This window comes from Streptomyces sparsus, assembly GCF_054776295.1.
Map to the genome: position 1 here is coordinate 1 of NZ_BAAHCA010001470.1, position 810 is coordinate 810.

The following is an 810-nucleotide window of genomic DNA, read 5'->3' on the forward strand; positions in this document are numbered from 1 at the left end:
GCCGGCGGGCGCGGCCACCGCGCGGGTCACCCTGGCGGCGCCGATCGACGAGCCCACCGCCCGGTTGGCGGCCTCCGCCCTGTACCGGGAGCAGACCGAGGTGCGGTGGGACGGTGGGCGTCGCGCGGTGGTGGCCCGGGAGGTGACGCGCCTGGGGGCGGTGGAGCTGTCGTCCCGGAACAGCGCCGCGCCGCCTGCGGCGCAGGTACGGGCGGCACTGCTCGACGCGCTCCGCAAGGAGGGTCTGGGGTTGCTGCACTGGCCGCCCGCCGCCGTCGCGTTGCGCCGCCGCATGGCGTTCCTGCACCGGGAACTGGGTGCGCCGTGGCCGGACGTGTCGGACCGGGCGCTGCTGGCCCGGGCCGACGAGTGGCTGGCCGGTGGGCGGCCGGGCTCGGTGGACACGGTGTCGCTGCTGCGCGGACTGTTGCCGTGGGCGGGAGGGGCCGCGGCGCGTCTGGACGAGTGGGCGCCGGAGCGCGTCGAGGTGCCTTCCGGTTCGCGGGTGCGGATCGACTACGACGGTGAGCAACCCGTGCTCGCCGCACGGTTGCAGGAGCTGTTCGGCTGGACGGCGACCCCACGGCTGGCGGACGGGCGGGTTCCGCTGCTCATCCACCTGCTTTCGCCCGCGGGCCGGCCGGCTGCGGTCACCGCTGATCTGGAGTCGTTCTGGCGGGACGGCTACCGCGCGGTCCGGGCCGAGCTGCGCGGCCGGTACCCCCGCCACTCGTGGCCGGAGGACCCGGCCAGTGCCCAGGCGACCAGGCGGGTGGCGCCTCGGCGTTGACCGCCTCGGCGCCCGCTGCC

At 77.3% G+C, this 810-nt stretch carries 1 protein-coding gene; it reads left to right on the forward strand.

Features of this window, described 5'->3' with window-relative positions; all coding sequences use genetic code 11:
* Positions 1-790: ATP-dependent helicase C-terminal domain-containing protein (locus ACYVE9_RS29090; RefSeq protein WP_461030867.1), on the forward strand; the 790-nt coding region annotated here is incomplete at its 5' end.
* Between the last annotated feature and the right edge of the window lie 20 nt (positions 791-810).